This window comes from Azonexus hydrophilus, from assembly GCF_001956855.1.
GTDB lineage: Bacteria > Pseudomonadota > Gammaproteobacteria > Burkholderiales > Rhodocyclaceae > Azonexus > Azonexus hydrophilus_A.
This window is the reverse complement of record NZ_MTHD01000002.1, coordinates 851,403-867,122: the sequence shown is the minus strand read 5'-3', so window position 1 is coordinate 867,122 and position 15,720 is coordinate 851,403. Positions and strand designations below refer to the sequence as shown.

The window sequence follows — 15,720 nt, the reverse complement described above, 5'->3', positions numbered from 1 at the left end:
TTACTTGAGCCCATCGGATATATTCCTCCTGCCGAAGCTGAGGCAAACTACTACCGCTGTCAAACCGAGCAGGCCGTTACCGCCTGACTCAAATCAAATGGCCTCCGCGATTCCCGGGGCGATTCACAGCTGTTTTTCCCGATCCATTGGGTCCAATCAGGTAGGTGATGTCTTCAAGCGCGACTTCGGTTGGAGTTTCACAAAAAGACTGGAAGTTTGATAGTCGGATCGTCTGAAGCTTCATTGTTCATCCCAAATGGTTTAGTCGATCGATTGGAAAACCTGTTGCAATCGATCTTGCCATTGGAATTATCTCATCTTAGGCGTTGTAATCGCGGTCCGGTCCGAATATTGGGGGTGTCTGGATTTTTGTGTAAAGCAGTCGTTTTCATTTGTATCAGCGAATGGCGGCATTGGCCGAACAACTGCCTGATGTCTGCACTGCTCCGCTATTACGAACGGAAGCCAATATTGACTCCCGTCATGATTAGGTTGAATGTGTAACCACCCCGTTCATCCGCTGCAGCCCTTTTCATGCTCCTTTTCTTCGACACCGAATTTACGGATCTATGTCCTGACTGTCGGCTGATTTCGATCGGTCTGGTATCCGAAGATGGCAGGGAGTTTTATGCCGAGCTTACGGACACCTGGAAACCCGACGGTGCCAGTGACTTCGTGCTGGAGACAGTCATTCCCCTGCTTCAAGGCGGATCATGCCAACGCACCTGGCAAGAGCTATTCATTCAGCTGAAAGACTGGATCGAGTCGCTGGAGACTCCTGTTACCTTGGCCACAGACTCATTAACTTGGGACTGGCCGTGGATACCTCGGCTATTCAACACCCCCGATATGTGGCCGAGAAATCTGGCGCCTCGCCCCGAAATCCTGAGGTTGGATGAAGATTTCTACGCAGCCACGGAAAGCGCATTTGCTACCGGCCTGCGTGAGCACCATGCGCTGGACGATGCCAAAGCCAACCGGCTGGCCTGGATGGCTCTTAAGTAAGCATCATTCGCTCACTGCGTTCTATCGTGCTCGTCGGTGACTGTCTCCTTCGTCACCGGCTGGCGCAGTTGAGCGAGTAGTTCCTGTGCCTCCTTTTCAGAGCCATAGACGAAATGTAACGCCCACAGCACTTGCGCTGGAACTATCCTTCCCGATTCATACCGGCTACCGCCGGATTGGGTAACCCCAACATGCCGCCAGAAAACAGTCTGATTTATTCCAAGGCGCTTACGCAATTCTAAGGCTGCTTCCCCTGACTCACACAGCAATTTCGGCTCACTCATAGTCATAACCTTCAAAGATTTTCCTCATAAAAGCGACGCGATCTCCAACTTCGCTGCATATCGCACACTTGCCGGTTCAGTGGGTTCATGGCCCTCCAGAATGGCCAAATACCCAACGTACGATAGTTCCAGATTCAACTCGACAAAACATCCCCTTCGCTGGCGGGTGTGACCGTTTTCCTCAGTGAAGAGGTGGTCTTCATTGATGACACCATCGTCGTCGACGACAACAGGTAGGCAGAAGACCGGATGATTTGAGCCCGCCGGCGGCACAACTCTGCGTACAATTTCCTTGGGGCCAGCATTGTTCAGCATCCGTATCCCTTGCTGAACGAATTTCGGAAGCAAGGGAAGCTGTGTGGCCAAGTCAATATCGTCTTGTTGAAGCACATCGAGAGAAGGCGTATCGGCATGATGATTCGATTCGCCCAAGCCAACCTGCTGCAACGTTCCAGTGGCTTTTCTTCGGAAGACTTCCACCGAAGGCATTTCCTCTTCCTTCTTGCGCCAAATTGATTTCCTAACCAGATCAGGAAACCGGTGTTTCGTGGAAATTGATTTCGTTCGGCGAGCTGCGTCTACGCCTGGGTCTGTTTCTGCAACGGCTGTCTTGCGCTGCTTTGAGCTTGCGGACACAACTGGACGGGAATCTGTAGCGGATTTCTCGGCTGGTGCAGTGCCAGCTTTCCGATCTCCAGCCTCGTAGGAGAGCGATCGGAACGGAAATGGATGGGAGCAGGAGCGCAACCGATACACCAGGAAGGTCGCGTTCTCTTGCTCGCCAAAGGGTAACCACCGCCCACTTGCTACCAGGTCGGTGGTGCCTTGAAATGGAAAGCTGGTGTAGGGGTAGATCGGGCGATTTTCTGCGATAGCCTTCAAACACGACGTATAAATCCCGGTAGCGGAGCGCAGAGCCGTTTTGCTTTGAGCAATCCGACCGATATCAGGAGCCGAAAATCCCGAAAGCCCTTTGGCAAGCGCCAGATGCAGATGCCTCGTCGATGTGTTGAATTTCTGCTGAGTCCAGAATTTTTCGGGTTCCAACGGTCCTGTGAACAGGCGCTGCAGGAAAACGCTGGAAGATCCGAAATAAAAGCGGATAAGTTCAACGCAAGGGATCAGCAACCTCCGCGGCTTATCCAGGGCGACAGCAACGCAGTATGAGTTTGTATGCCCTCGATGCCATGGATGGTGGCTCCATGGCAGCAGGTAATGCTCCTCTAAGGGGAGCCCCGCCTTAACGATTGCCGCAGAATCAGGCGTGACGGTCAGTGCTTTGAATGCTTCGGTCTGATAGCCAGGAGAAGTAAGCAGCAGCCCGTTTTGCCAGAGATCCCCAATGGCCAGCATGGGCAGTGCTGCTATCGGGGCCCAGAATTCACGTTGCTCTTCGAGCCCGGTGCAATCAGGGAGAAGCAAGCGATCAAGACTGCCTTCTGACGATTTCAGTGGGGAAATCGCAACCTTGATACTGGGTTGGGCGAAACGCCGGATGCTGCCCGGATAGGCACATTCACCGAACCAATCGATGCGCCAGATCCGCCCGTCCGGCGGCATGCTGAGAAAAGCAGGCAAGTTATCCACCGGGAAATTCTATCAGCATGAATGTCGCTGGAAGCATAGTTTAGAGAGTGTTTCAGGGGAAGAAATGGCTCTAAGCCAACGTTCTGGGCACCGGGGGGAATCAGAATTGTTTCAATCCGTACGAGACTTGCTCGTGAAATGTGTCCCGAGCCAGCGATTGACGCTATTGGCGCCATCCGGCAACCATCGCCTTCTCAAATATTGCCTAACAGCTTCCCTTTCTGCTTCGCAGGGACGATAAGGGGTTTGATTCAGATTCCATTCGATGACTGACGCGTACCAGTAGGGAGCCGGACATGTCTTTCGGTACTCGAGCAGGTAAGTGCTGGAAAGGCCGGCTGATCGACAGCTTGCTAGAAAACGATTCGGCCAATCTTCGAGAAGCCTCTGTGCCATCTCCAAGAGTGGAGCACGTTCTTTGACGCGTAGCTCGTCAAACCGAATCAGCGGCGTTCTGAAGGGAGTGGGATGGGGTTCTGTCCCGGATTCGCGGCTTAGATAGTCACGCAGGCTTCTCGTATGCCCGTTTGAACTCAGGGCTCTGAGTATTAAGTGCAGCCCATCGAAAAACAAGTGGGGAAATGAAGGCTGATAGCGGCCGAGCAAGGGATAGTTCTCATCAAGGATGCGGTAAATGTTTGTCTGTGCAATGAGCAGTTTTGCGGGTGTTGGAGGTGGATTATTGGTCTGGCGCCGCCAATCCATGCCACACCGATGACAGGACGTCATGGGCCGTTTGTCGGGTAGTGTCAGTTGATGAAAATCGCCCTCGTGAAAAGAAATTGTTGCGTTGCACTGTGGACAGTCGTCCATGAGAAGGACGTTATGCTTAAGGCAGGCAAAGGAGAGGGAGAGTCGCCATCGGCGGCGAAAGTAAGGAATCGGATCAGTGGCCAAGCAGAGAGGGCAAAACTGCTGTCCATGAAGAATCCAACTGCTGCCCTTGCCAACCGCCAGTAGCCATCGCTGGGGGCCAATAGCGGTGTGCTTCTCGTAGAGGACTCCCTCATAGGCAGCTAACGTTGTCAAAAATGCTCGCTCATTCGTGATGCCGGTGACCTTGGACAAGCGTGAGGTCACCTCGGCACTGGCGAACCGATCCACATCGTGTCGCCAGAAGTCAGAAGGGAGTTCAAGTTTCTTACGACTAAAGGTTTTCAGTTTGAGTACATTCGCAGCTGCTAAACGAATGACCCAAGACGAAAATAGTTCGTCATCCAGTGGTCTAGGGCGGGCGAGCAGTAACCTGGGGTTAAGGTCGTCCGAGAGCATTGTTCAGACCGGGATCAGCATGCGTTCGGATGGTCTAGTCCATCCGATTTTTCGCAAGAAGTCACGACTGAGCATGGGTTCAGTAATTTTTTCGATACCTGACCGCATGGCGTGCTCTGCAAGCAAGCGCAGTAAGGTCACGACTTCTCCGATTAGTCCTTCGCTCGCCGCCACGAGTGGGGCAGTCATGTGTTCCTCATGTAGGTTGGATGCCTGCTGCAGACCAAGTTTTGGCTCAAGGCTGAGCATCAGCCTAGCGAACTCTTCATCGTCCTGCCAACGTGGCAGCGTGACAGGTGTGAAACGGTTGGCTAGCTGCGGATCGGAGGCCAGGGCGGTGCGGGTTTCTATGGTCCCGGCCGCTACAATGGGAATCCTTAACTCATTACCAAGATACTTGATTCCGTTGAGCGCCTTGCGTTGCTTGAGGTAACTGCCGGCGAGCAGGTTGCTGAATTCGTCAAAAAGAATCATCCGGGTTTGCAGTTTGGTGAGCATTTCCTTAAGGCGTTTCAGCTTGGAGGCCGCTGGTTCCTTTGGAGGGCCTTCGATAAACAGTCGCTCAAGCATAGCGCTGTATAAGCGACCTTCGTCGGGTTCAGGAGGCATCTGAACGAGCAGAACTGGAAGAATCGTGTATTCGCTTGCGGGGTCCTGGATTGGCGGATGGAGCTCGTAAAAATTGTTGAGCAGCATGCTTTTGCCGTTGTTCGTCTCGGAAATTATCGCCAGGTTTGGCATGCGGTGTGTCTTGGGGTGTACAAGCAATGCCTCTAGACGATCCCGGATTTCGCTTGCCCGCGTATACCTAATCCAGATGTCAGTTTTTAATCTAAGGACACGGGCTTCTAACGAATCGGTATGAGGGGAAATGGCCACGCTATTCAGTTCTCATCGAAAGGTTTGAGTTGGCTGCGATCGAATTTCTGAGTTTTCCCTTTTCCAGAGGTCGGGGTCGGAGAGAGCTGCTCGTCTGCCGGCGATTGGGGCGTTTGTAAGAGCTTCGGAACCAGCCCGTGCAGGCGATTGCGTTCCCGCTGACGCCGCGCCTTCATTGTGAGTTCTTTTGAATTTCTCTCGATGGCCCACATCGAATCCAAGGCGCGGAAGATGGTCTCTTCATCCTCGGCCGCCTTGCCTTGCGTTTTTAGGTGGTTTTGCGCCGCATGGAGCTCCCAGAGACTGATTGCAGGCCGGGTTGGGTCGCGGTAAGGGATGGCAAAGTGCTGCTGTAGTTCTGGGTCATAGAAAATTATCGAACTGATGTTGCGAGGGTCGCGTCGGATGATAAATTTTCGCTTACTACGCTTCGAATGAGCTTTCCTGGCACCGATCCAGCGTCGCAATACGTCGCTGTAGTAATAGATATTGTCGATCTGGATACCGTAGGCTTGAACCGTCCGCTCCTCCATCGGGAGAAAGTCGATGCGTAGCAAGTTGGCATCTCTGGCGATGGGAATTTGCCCGACGCCGATTTGATCGCCGTCCCCGACAATGCCCTGGCGATACTTCTCTATGGGAGGCATGCCCAGGGTGCTATGGATCTCGTGGTGATACTCGCCAAGGATTAGGTTGCCCAGCCATTTCTCAAATTCCGGGAGGGTCATCGCCGCTTCGCTCTCGGATTCGTACTCTCCCCGCTGCTGGACGTTTGAGAAGGTGGTACCTGGCAGGGTATGTATTCGCTTCCCAAGCGTTCCGAGATAGGTTTCGATGTGCGACCCATAACGAGGTTTGCGCAGCTTTCGGAACTGCAGGTCGATTAAGTGTTCTTGGCATGCATGCTCAAGCATTTTTCCTCGAAACTCTTTGGCGTTATCAGCATGAATGACGCTCGGCTTGCCTTGGCATGGCCATGGGAAGTCTAGGCCAAGATTCGCAACTAGCTCTTGCTTCGATAAAATGAGGTTCGAGATACAGATGCCTGTGCTTAGGTTGCCAGGTGGATCGAGGGAGACATACCAGCCGGCGACCATGCGGCTGAACACATCGATTGCTAGCGTAATCCAAGGGCGGCCAATGGGCGTTCGATGAATTTCATCGACCAGGATCAGATCGACCGGGGTATGATCGATTTGAATGAGGGCGTAGGGGTAGTCCGCATTCGGAACCGTCCCCTTATTTGGCTGATAGCGTAGTGCCGCATTTTCACCTTCCCGACGTAGCGCCACAGCTTCTGGGGCGAGGGCACGAATACGACGCCGGAAAGTGTTGTAATGAATGACCGGCTGATTCTGGGAGACAAGGGCGTTTTTTAACTTCCGGTAAGCATGCTGGATACTTGCTTTTTGTTTGGTCAGGTACTCATCTTTGATAATGCTGTCGATAATCTTCTCGACGGCCTCGGGCAGGCGCTTTTTACCAGCGTCAGCGCGGCGTCTGCGCATCAATCCGCTCAGGGTTCCCGTCTTCTCGAATTGATGTATCCAGCGGTAGATCGTGGCCCGATTTACTCCAGCTAAATCCGCTGCTTCTTGCGCCATCTGCGCAGTTCTCCCTTTTTTAGCGAGAAGAGGGCTGATTACATTGTAGATGGCGATGGCGTCTTCCCTCTCTTCTTCGGAGAGCGTGCCTAAGTCCCGATGGGCTTGCTGATCAGATTCGTTAGTCTGTCGGACAGAGCTTGCCTCGATGTCAGAAAAGGAAAATATTTCATCTCGGTTGTCGCTAAGGCGACGCGCAACAATCTGGTCTGCATCGGCAAATTTGAGTACCAAAAATTTTTCGCCGCGGGCGTCGATAATTGCGCCAGGAAATACAGAGATAAACGCTTTTGTCATGACTGTATGCCTTCGGACAAGTTTGCTTTGCCTGATAGCCAGATTGGCGAGGCCATTGTCAGTGGTGCACTCAGATCTATTCCAATCACCTGATCGTTTACGAGTGCCCACAGTTGCGGGATCAAGCGCGCTTGCTCGTCCCACGAGTTCGTTACCATCTCAAGCAAATTTCTCGGTGTCGTTTGTTTGCACCGTGCTAGTTGCTCAAGAAGCAATGAACGGAACTGAAGAGCTTCCTCGGAGGGTAGTCCCATTCGATCAGGCCTGTAGTGGCGCAGAATTCGAACGTTTTCGAGGTAAGGGGTCTGGATTTCAACCTCGGTAACGATCTTGAATCGACACTCGTGCTCTCGAGCCCATGCGACTGCTGCTTTGAACTTGGGCTGCAGTTCTGACCATTTCCTTTTCAGGATGGCCCTTGGCTTCACTTCGAACAGCGTGGTTCGAAGGCGTGGGTCGGTTTCGATGCTCGAGGGGTCGTAGTGAACAACCACGTCGGGTGTGTACTCCTTTGCTTTTTCAGCCACTGCAGCCCACCGAAGGGTGATCGGCTGAATCCCAATTCTCACTACCCTAGGATCGACGTCTAGCAAAATTAGGAAGTCGCGCTCAAGCAGAGATTCAAAGGTTTGTGACTGATTGGCCTTTCGCGTGGAGACGCGTCCGGTGTTTTTGACCGGACTTGGGCCAATTTTTCGAACAGGCAAAGTGCCGTCCAAGCTGCCGCCGGACTCAAGCCATTTGTATCTTGATGAACATCTACCCATTCTCGAGTACCTGTGTTTCCATACATCATAGTAGATAAGCATCGTTGGTGCACGATCGTTCCCCATGGCGGGCAATACGTTCCGATTAGCGTTGGGCAGGGAACGTTTAGGTAGAGAGATATGGACGAAAATTGCTCACTCAGAGAACAAGAAGTAGATCGCAAACTAGACGTCCGTCCGGGCAAGTCTCATGTATTGGATTTGCCAACTTTCGGCAAGGTTTACGTTCCACCTTTCCTCAACATTGGGACTGTAATGGACATCGAGCGAAAGATGTCCAACCAGCCATCAGCCGCAGAACTTGTAGACACCGTATTTGCCGGTCGTGCACAGGTAGAGGGTGTAGGAGGGACGCTGAGAGATGTCACGAAAGAAGAAGTGAAAAGTCTTACTGACGACGACCGCGTGACGTTTGCTCAAGGCTTCCTAAAGCTCGTTCGCGGCGATGAGGAGAAAGTCGAGGATTCTGATTCGCCCGTAGAGGCGCTTGCTGCATATGCGGTCGCTGAATGGCAAGCAGCCCAAGAGTCGTTCAAAGAAATCGCCAACATGGTTAAGGCGGGCTTTTCGGAAAAAACGATCGGGTTTTTCAAAGAAAGCCAGTCCTTGGCTGAACGGGTGGCTGCTGCGAATAAACTTCCACACTTCGCTGAAATAGCGAAGTTCAATCCCGTATTTGGCACCTTAGACAGTGCAACAGCTACGGCGTTAAAAGCTCTTGGTTCGCCAGCAATCAAGGCTGCGATACGAATGCAACAAACGCCGCGCTGGAACGCTGTGAAAGACTTGGCTGAAAGCCCGTCCATAAGGGGTTTGCGGCAGTTCGGGGATAGGCGCCAGAATTTGGTAGAGACGGTGCTTGGGCACTCAGCGGGCACGGCAGGTGGTTGCGCCGTTGAGCAGATTGAGATGCACCGCAAAAGCGTAACGCCAATAATTGACACTCTGCCGCCGATAAAGTCAGCCGAGCGGATTCTGAGCGAACAGATCCATTCGTTGAAGAATGATCTCGGCGAACGCATGGATCGGGTTGGTAATGCCGCAGTCGATATCGCGCTTCAGCAAGATAAGACTAATTCAATGATCATGTCTGCACTAGTGGATATGCGAAACAAATGGAAAGAGGATGAAAAGAGTACTCGTAAAGCCCTTTGGTTTGCCGGAATTTCCTTATTGGTATCGGCAACTTTGACTGGAGCTGGTGTCATCCAGGACTATCTGAACAATAGAGCTGGTGACAAATACCAAGAGCAGGTAATTCAGCTAATAGCACAACAGAGCGAACTCGAAAAAAGACAACAACAGCTTTTGGATCAACTGGCAAAAAGCAACGAGGCTCTGGCTGCCCAATTGACGGCAAGGGCATCACACAACCTCAAAAAGTAGGAACGGATGTGTAGTTCAGGCGCGTGCCATTCGCTAGTTAGATGCTTAAGCTTTGGGAAGTCCTTGCTCATCCATCCGAGAAGCCAGCTTTGTCATAAAGCTGCGCACAGCGATGAACATGCTCATCGCCTCGTCTGGGTTGTATTTTTTATCGACGTGCATAGTGGGATTGCGCCATACGTTTTTAACTGCATCCAGGGTCATGTATGCGGAGTCAAAGTAGTCTCTCTCAGCTGGGTTGCTCCAGTGTTTTGAGGTACCCGAGTCGAATTCGGCCATGGCGGATTTGACTTTGCGCAGAATTGCGCCCCAATTGCGCTCCGCTTCTTTGGTCGGGTCTGGAATGCCCAAGCATTTGCTTACTGCCTGAATTCCAAGTTCTACTGTCCGCATTAAGTGAAATGCCACGGCTGTGTCAGAGCTTACAGCGAGGCACTTGGCTGCTTCTTCAATTTCGTAGGCGGCCGAAGGAAACTGTGCTTGAACCAGTTCTCCAAAATGAGGATGCGACGAATCGTAATACTTTGCCATGTCAGGAGGCAGGATTAGAGCAGTTTTAGGCTCAGCTTCGTTTTCAAAGCAATGCACGGTTCCTTGTAGAAATCGTTTCAATCGAAGAAGGGCATCGCCACGAAACCCAATATTGCCGGATACACCATCGACCTCGGGGTGTTCGATCTCATACGAGACCCTGAGTGCCGCCGACTGGGTGACGTTCATGCCCAGATCAATGCACGTATCGATGAGCGCCTTTGTATGCTGTCTGACGTCACTGTAGCTATCGGGAGTTAACCATACTGGGCCGTTCGTGCCTTCAATGGCTTGCAACAGGCCAGTCAAGTTTGCATAAGCGCTCAGGAATTTTCCTATTGGAAGGCGCAGCATATCGTCGATGCTCAATAGTGTGCGTGGGGCGATCATTTTATGCCCCCTGGCCGATTGCGTGTGCTAAGTATAATTTCTCGATACCAAAGGCGCGCTGCCTGCTGGTAAGGCCACAAATACGCTTTTGCAGCTTTGTTAATGCCCCATCTGCATGCCTAATTGCTGATATAGGGTTCATTTTGGTACAACATGCTGGGTAGGCTTTGGGACTCATGAGTTGTGCTCGCATTTATCTTTGTTCGTATTCGCATTTAACGAGGTTGTTTGTAGATGTTGTCCGGGCGCATCGTCGCGCCGAGCCGGATTCTCGTGCTGGCCTTGCTGGTGGTCTTGCTGGTTGATCCCTGGTCGGTGCTGGCGCCGGGTTTCTGGCTGTCCTTCGGCGCTGTCGGTGCCTTGCTCTACATCGGCAGTGCCGTCGTCGGCAGCGGTCGCGGCTGGCGTGATCGCCTGCGCGGCTGGGGCCTTGTCCAATGGGCAGCAACACTGGCATCGCTGCCGGTGCTGATGCTGGTGTTCCAGCAATTTTCGCTGGTTTCGCCGCTGGCCAACGCGCTGGCGGTGCCGGTGATCAGCTTCATCGTCACGCCGCTGGCGCTGCTTGGCGCCTTGCTGCCATGGTGGCCGATCCTGGCGCTGGCGCACGCCGTGCTCGATGGCCTGATGCTGTTCCTGTTCTGGTGCGCCGCCTGGCCGGTCTGGCAGGCGCCGGCGCCGCCGGCCTGGGCGGTAGTTGTGGGCGGCCTCGGCGTCGCCTGGTGCCTGTTGCCGCGGGGTGTGCCAGGCAAATGGGCGGGGCTGCTGCTGATCGTGCCGGCGGCGTTCTGGCCGGTGGCGCGGGTGCCTTACGGCGAGGCGCGGATCGACGTGCTCGATGTCGGCCAGGGGCAGGCGGTGGTCGTGCGCACGCAACAGCGGGTGCTGGTCTACGATCCGGGGCCGCAGTACAACGCCGATTCGGATGCCGGTCAGCGCATCGTCGTGCCTTACCTGCGCTGGCTTGGTGTCGACCGTTTGGACCGTCTCGTGGTGACGCACGGCGACGCCGATCACGCTGGCGGGCTGGCGTCGTTGCGTGCGGCGTTGCCGGTGGGCGACATGCTGTCGTCGCTGCCGGAACTCGGCGGCGAGTTGTGCCGTGCCGGCCAGCACTGGCAATGGGATGGCGTCGATTTCACGATTCTGCATCCGGCGGCTTCAGCGTATTCGGGCACCGGCAAGCGCAATTCCTTGTCCTGCGTGCTCGCCGTGGCGGCCGGCCCGACGCGCCTGCTGCTGACCGCCGATATCGAGGCAGCGGACGAGGCCGCCTTGCTCGCCCGCGATGCCGCAGCGCTGCGCGCCGACGTGTTGCTGGTACCGCATCACGGCGCCAAGGGCTCGTCTACGCCGGCCTTCGTTGCTGCGGTCGACGCCCGCGATGCGCTGTTTTCTGCCGGCTATCGCAATCGTTTTGGCCATCCGCGGCCGGAAATCGTCGAATTTTACGCGTCGACCGCAGCACGCTTGTGGCGCACCGATCACGACGGCGCCTTGCGCGTGACGCTGGCGCCGGCCGGGGCATCGGTCGAAGCCTGGCGCCGGGTGCATCCCCGTTACTGGCACGGACGGTGATACATTTCAGGCAGGAGGAAGAGAGCGATGACAAAACAACAACAGATCGTCCAGTGCCTGAGCCCGGCGGGGCTGCACCGGATGTCGTATTACGAATGGGGCGAGCGCGACAATCCGCGCGTGCTCGTCTGCGTCCATGGCCTGACCCGCAACGGCAGCGATTTCGACGCGCTGGCGGCGGCGCTGTCCGGGCATTACCGGGTGATCTGCCCGGATATTGTCGGTCGCGGCCGCAGCGGCCGTTTGCGCGATCCGGCCGGTTATGCGGTGCCGCAATACGTCGCCGACATGGTGACGCTGATCGCCCGGCTGAACGTCGATTCGGTACATTGGCTCGGCACTTCGATGGGCGGGCTGATCGGCATGGCGCTGGCGGCGCAGGAAGGTTCGCCGATCCACAAACTGGCGTTGAACGATGTCGGGCCGTTGATCACCGTCGAATCGCTGCAGCGCATTGCCACCTATGTCGGCAACGATCCCGACTGGGCGACGATCGACGAGGCGCTGGCCTACGTCAAGGCGGTCAGCGCCCCGTTCGGGCCACTGACCGAGGCGCAGTGGTACGCACTGACGGAAAGCAGCATCGTCCAGCGCAGTGACGGTCGCTGGGCCTTCCGTTACGATCCGGGCATCGCTGCGCCGTTCCGGGCCGCTTTCGCCGACCGCGACATCGACCTGTGGCCGCTCTACCAGGCAATCACCTGTCCGACGCTGGCGATCCGCGGTGGTGAATCCGACCTGCTGACGCGGGAAACCTGGCAGCGCATGGGAGATTGCGGTCCACGGGCGAAACTCGCCGAAATTCCCGGGGTCGGACATGCCCCGATGTTCCAGTCGGACGAGCAGATCGCTGTCGTCCGCGATTTTTTGTTGAGCGCATGAAACAGATCAAGATCGAAGGCCTGAACCTCGAATACAAGGATTTCCCGCCGACCGCCACCGACCGGCCGACGCTGGTACTGCTGCACGAAGGCCTCGGCTGCGTCGCCATGTGGCGGGATTTTCCCGAAAAACTGGCGGCAGCAACCGGGTGCCGGGTCGTCGTCTATTCGCGGCCGGGCTACGGCGCCTCGGACCCGCACCCGCAGCCACGCCAGCCGGACTACATGCACCGCGAGGGTCGCGAAGTGCTGCCGGCCTTCCTTGCCGCACTCGGCATCGAGCGCCCGGTCCTGGTCGGCCACAGCGACGGCGGCAGCATCGCGCTGATCCACGCCGGCAGTTTCCCGGCGGCGGTATCCGGCGTGGTAGTCATGGCGCCGCACGAATTCATCGAGGAAGAAACCCTGGCCGGCATTCGTGTTGCCCGCAAATACTGGGGCAGCAGCGACTGGCCACAGAAGCTGGCGCGCTACCACCGCGACGCGGTGCGCGTGTTCCACGACTGGAACGACTGCTGGCTGTCGCCCGAATTCCGTGACTGGAACATTGAGGAATTGCTGCCGACGATCCGCTGCCCGGTACTGGCAATCCAGGGCGAGAACGACGAATACGCGACGATGCGCCAGATCGAGGTCATCGCGGAGCAAGTGCCGGGAACACAACTGCTCAAGCTGGCGAACTGCGGCCACTCGCCGCAGCGCGACCAGGAAGCGGCTGTGCTGGCGGCGATTGCCGGTTTCGTCGGCTAGATTTCAGTCAGTTGCGTACGATAGCGCGCCGCGTTGTCGACGTAGTGTTCGGCCGATTTCAACAGCTTTGCCGCATCTTCCTCGGACAGTTCGCGCACCACCTTGCCCGGTGAGCCGACGATCAGGCAGCGGTCGGGAAAGACCTTGCCTTCCGGAATCAGTGTATTGGCGCCGACGATGCAGCCTTTGCCGATCACCGCCCGGTTGAGGATCACCGAGCCGATGCCGATCAGGCTGCCGTCACCAACGGTGCAGCCGTGCAGCATGACCAGATGGCCGACGGTAACGTTGTCGCCGATGTGCATCGGCACACCTTCGTCGGTGTGCAGCACCGAACCATCCTGGATGTTGGTATTGGCGCCGATGTGGATCGGGTCATTGTCGCCGCGCAGCGTCGCGTTCCACCACACCGACGCGTTGGCGCCGAGGCGGACGTCGCCGATCACGGTGGCGTTCGGCGCGATCCAGGCGTTGCTGCCGAGTTGCGGGGTTTTGTCGTCGAGCTGGTAGAGGGGCATGTCGTCTCCTGAAAAGTGTTCGAATATTGCGGTCGACCGCAAAAATGCATGATAAATCGAGCGTGGGCGTGCTGCTTCATATATTGAATCGCTATAACAAAAACATTTTTCATTCTTTATGATTCGGTGGGGCAGGCGCTAACCTGTGCGCCCTGTCATCCTCATTCGCCTGCCCCCGATGCTGCTTCCCGAACACCTGCACGCCGCTGCTGTCGGCCTGGTCCTGATTGGCCTGTTCGCCGCCTTCGTGCGCGAATGGCTGAAGCCGGACGTGGCGGTGATGGTGGCGGTGGCGGTGCTGCTGGCCTTGGGCCTCTTGTCGGCGAAGGAAGTCACCAGCGTGTTCGGCAACAGTGCGCCGATCACCATCGCCTGCCTGTTCATCATCAGCGGCGCCTTGTCGAAAACCGGCTGCGTCGATCGCCTCGGCGACTGGCTCGGCGCCATGGCCGGGCAGAGCGAGCGGCGATTGCTGGTGGCCTTGCTGCTGGTCGGCCTGCTGGTGTCGCCGTTCATCAACAACACGCCGGTGGTGATGGTGATGATTCCGGCGGTGATCGCCATGGCCGGGCGCTACAACATCGCGCCGTCGCGGCTGCTGATTCCGTTGTCCTACGCGACCATTCTCGGCGGCCTGATCACCATGGTCGGTACCTCGACCAACATCCTCGTCGATGGCGTGGCCCGGGCGCAGGGGCTTGAGCCGTTTTCGATGTTCGAGATCAGCGCGCCGGCCATCGTCATGGCGCTGGCCGGTTGTGCCTTCATGTTCTTTTTCGCCCAGCGCCTGCTGCCGGTACGCGAGACGCTGACCCAGCAATTCACCGGCAGCGGCGACCGGCTGTTCATGACCGAATTGTTCGTGCCGGTCGATTCGCACCTGATCGGCAAGACCCTGAAGGAAGCCAAGCTGGCCAACGGCGTCATCCAGGTGCTCAACCTGTGCCGCGGCGAAAACGAGATTGCCAATCCCGATCCGGCAACGCGCATCGAGGCCGGCGACCGCGTCGTCGTCCATAGCCGCAGCAGCGCCATGATGGAACTGCGCAGCACCGACCTGGTCGGCCTGCAGGTGCAGGGCAGCAGCCACGACCTGGAAACCCTGCGTCGGCGCGATGTGGTCATGGTTGAAGCCATCGTCGGCCAGACTTCGCGCTACGTGCTGCGGCCGATCCGCGACCTCGACCTGCTGGCCCGTTACGGCATTCACCTGATTGCGGTGCACCGGCGCGATGCGTCGTTTTCGCAGATCGGCGAAGATTTCCAGTTGCAGGTCGGCGACGTGCTGCTGGTCGAAGGCACGCCGGCCCAGATCAAGCGTTTCTGCGACAACGGCGACCTGTTCGCCATCACCGACGGGCGGCAGGTGACCAATCGCCAGGCCAAGGCGCCGATCGCGCTGGCGACCATCGCCGGCGTGATGCTGCTGGCGGCCTTCAACGTCATGCCGATCGAGGGGCTGGCGCTGATCGGCGCCGCCATCGTCGTCGCTACCGGCTGCATTCGCGCCGACGAAGCCTACAAGGCGATCGAATGGCCGATCCTGATCATGATTTTCGGCATGCTGGCGATCAGCATCGCGATGAACACTTCGGGTCTGGCGGCAATGCTGGCGACGCAACTGGTCGTGCTCGGCGACGGCCTGTCGCCCTGGCTGATGCTGTCGCTGGTCATCCTGCTGACCTCGATTGCCACCGAATTCGTCAGCAACAACGCCATCGCCGTGCTGTTCACGCCGGTGGTCATTGGCGTCGCCCAGCAACTCGGCGTCGATCCGCGGCCCTTTGTCGTCGGCGTGATGTTCGCCGCCAGCTGCAGTTTCGCGACACCGATCGGCTACCAGACGAACACGCTGGTCTATAGCGCCGGCAACTACAGGTTCGCCGATTTTGCGCGCATGGGCATCCCGATGAACATCATCATGTGGCTGCTCGCCAGCCTGCTGATTCCGCTGTTCTGGCCGCTGCAGCCCTGAGCGATCCGGGCCGGCT

The 15,720-nt window shown here is 56.6% G+C and carries 15 protein-coding genes; 6 read left to right on the top strand and 9 right to left on the bottom strand.

Going from position 1 to position 15,720, the window contains the following annotated elements:
• Positions 1 to 88: 88 nt before the first annotated feature.
• Complete coding sequence (locus BJN45_RS18220; protein WP_205750557.1) at positions 89 to 244, bottom strand: AAA family ATPase; 156 nt, start codon at positions 242 to 244, stop codon at positions 89 to 91.
• 290 nt (positions 245 to 534) lie between these two features.
• On the opposite strand from BJN45_RS18220, the gene BJN45_RS08685 reads away from it, so the two are divergent.
• Positions 535 to 1,005, top strand: coding sequence for a 3'-5' exoribonuclease domain-containing protein (locus BJN45_RS08685; RefSeq protein WP_076094045.1), 471 nt, complete (start codon positions 535 to 537; stop codon positions 1,003 to 1,005).
• 11 nt (positions 1,006 to 1,016) lie between these two features.
• Here the strand turns inward: BJN45_RS08685 and BJN45_RS08680 are convergent, their stop codons facing one another.
• The 6 genes from BJN45_RS08680 to BJN45_RS08655 form a co-directional block, all read right to left on the bottom strand.
• Positions 1,017 to 1,289 (bottom strand): helix-turn-helix domain-containing protein, encoded by a 273-nt coding sequence (locus BJN45_RS08680; RefSeq protein ID WP_076094250.1) that lies wholly within the window; start codon positions 1,287 to 1,289, stop codon positions 1,017 to 1,019.
• 24 nt (positions 1,290 to 1,313) lie between these two features.
• On the bottom strand, positions 1,314 to 2,876 hold the full coding sequence (locus BJN45_RS08675) for a hypothetical protein (RefSeq protein ID WP_139326326.1): 1,563 nt from the start codon (positions 2,874 to 2,876) through the stop codon (positions 1,314 to 1,316).
• A 111-nt stretch (positions 2,877 to 2,987) separates the two neighbouring features.
• On the bottom strand, positions 2,988 to 4,148 hold the full coding sequence (locus BJN45_RS08670; protein ID WP_076094041.1) for a TniQ family protein: 1,161 nt from the start codon (positions 4,146 to 4,148) through the stop codon (positions 2,988 to 2,990).
• 3 nt (positions 4,149 to 4,151) lie between these two features.
• The gene (locus tag BJN45_RS08665; RefSeq protein WP_170873056.1) at positions 4,152 to 5,027 is read right to left on the bottom strand and encodes a TniB family NTP-binding protein; all 876 of its coding nucleotides are present in this window, start codon (positions 5,025 to 5,027) and stop codon (positions 4,152 to 4,154) included.
• Between the two features lie 5 nt (positions 5,028 to 5,032).
• On the bottom strand, positions 5,033 to 6,928 hold the full coding sequence (locus tag BJN45_RS08660; protein WP_076094036.1) for a Mu transposase C-terminal domain-containing protein: 1,896 nt from the start codon (positions 6,926 to 6,928) through the stop codon (positions 5,033 to 5,035).
• Positions 6,925 to 7,647: a TnsA endonuclease N-terminal domain-containing protein gene (locus BJN45_RS08655; protein ID WP_170873055.1), complete on the bottom strand. Its 723-nt coding sequence runs from the start codon at positions 7,645 to 7,647 to the stop codon at positions 6,925 to 6,927. Before BJN45_RS08655 ends, BJN45_RS08660 begins: the two co-directional genes overlap by 4 nt.
• A 168-nt stretch (positions 7,648 to 7,815) precedes the next feature.
• Between BJN45_RS08655 and BJN45_RS08650 the strand changes: the two genes are divergently transcribed.
• The gene (locus BJN45_RS08650; RefSeq protein ID WP_139326325.1) at positions 7,816 to 9,081 is read left to right on the top strand and encodes a hypothetical protein; all 1,266 of its coding nucleotides are present in this window, start codon (positions 7,816 to 7,818) and stop codon (positions 9,079 to 9,081) included.
• Positions 9,082 to 9,126: 45 nt separating this feature from the next.
• On the opposite strand, the gene BJN45_RS08645 is transcribed toward BJN45_RS08650, so the two are convergent.
• Positions 9,127 to 10,002: a hypothetical protein gene (locus BJN45_RS08645; protein ID WP_076094032.1), complete on the bottom strand. Its 876-nt coding sequence runs from the start codon at positions 10,000 to 10,002 to the stop codon at positions 9,127 to 9,129.
• Positions 10,003 to 10,236: 234 nt separating this feature from the next.
• Between BJN45_RS08645 and BJN45_RS08640 the strand changes: the two genes are divergently transcribed.
• From BJN45_RS08640 to BJN45_RS08630, 3 genes are read left to right on the top strand one after another with little or no spacing between them, the layout of a single operon-like run.
• On the top strand, positions 10,237 to 11,580 hold the full coding sequence (locus BJN45_RS08640) for a DNA internalization-related competence protein ComEC/Rec2 (protein WP_076094029.1): 1,344 nt from the start codon (positions 10,237 to 10,239) through the stop codon (positions 11,578 to 11,580).
• A 27-nt stretch (positions 11,581 to 11,607) separates the two neighbouring features.
• Positions 11,608 to 12,462: an alpha/beta fold hydrolase gene (locus BJN45_RS08635; protein ID WP_076094026.1), complete on the top strand. Its 855-nt coding sequence runs from the start codon at positions 11,608 to 11,610 to the stop codon at positions 12,460 to 12,462.
• Complete coding sequence (locus tag BJN45_RS08630; protein ID WP_076094024.1) at positions 12,459 to 13,211, top strand: alpha/beta fold hydrolase; 753 nt, start codon at positions 12,459 to 12,461, stop codon at positions 13,209 to 13,211. Before BJN45_RS08635 ends, BJN45_RS08630 begins: the two co-directional genes overlap by 4 nt.
• Here BJN45_RS08630 and BJN45_RS08625 read toward each other — a convergent pair.
• Positions 13,208 to 13,729: a gamma carbonic anhydrase family protein gene (locus BJN45_RS08625; RefSeq protein WP_076094022.1), complete on the bottom strand. Its 522-nt coding sequence runs from the start codon at positions 13,727 to 13,729 to the stop codon at positions 13,208 to 13,210. The genes BJN45_RS08630 and BJN45_RS08625 overlap by 4 nt on opposite strands.
• Before the next feature lie 178 nt (positions 13,730 to 13,907).
• On the opposite strand from BJN45_RS08625, the gene BJN45_RS08620 reads away from it, so the two are divergent.
• On the top strand, positions 13,908 to 15,704 hold the full coding sequence (locus BJN45_RS08620; RefSeq protein WP_076094020.1) for an SLC13 family permease: 1,797 nt from the start codon (positions 13,908 to 13,910) through the stop codon (positions 15,702 to 15,704).
• The last annotated feature ends 16 nt before the right edge of the window (positions 15,705 to 15,720 follow it).